Here is a 282-nt window from a genome sequence, read left to right on the forward strand (position 1 = left end):
GATGGCACCACGGCGACCGACAAGGCCGGCGAGGATGGCACGTTCACGGTGAAGCTGCCTGAGGGTAAGACTGTTCCGGCTTCCGGCACGGTTAAGACCACGGCAACGGCACCAGGTAAGAAGGTTTCCGAGCCGACCAACACCGAGATCACCGCTAAGGACACGACGACTGCTCCGGAGGTGAACCCGGTCAAGGAGGGTGACGATTCCATCAGTGGTGAGGCTGAGCCTGGCGCAACCGTGACTGTGACGCTGCCTGATGGCACCACGGCGACCGACAAG

Annotated in this window: 1 protein-coding gene; it reads left to right on the plus strand. The window is 62.4% G+C overall.

What is annotated here, in order from left to right; all coding sequences use genetic code 11:
- Positions 1 to 282 (plus strand): Ig-like domain-containing protein (locus HMPREF3044_RS08870; protein ID WP_210400544.1); only part of this gene is annotated, 282 nt, incomplete at both ends.

It is taken from the genome of Corynebacterium sp. HMSC073D01, assembly GCF_001815555.1.
Classification (GTDB): Bacteria; Actinomycetota; Actinomycetes; order Mycobacteriales; family Mycobacteriaceae; genus Corynebacterium; species Corynebacterium glucuronolyticum.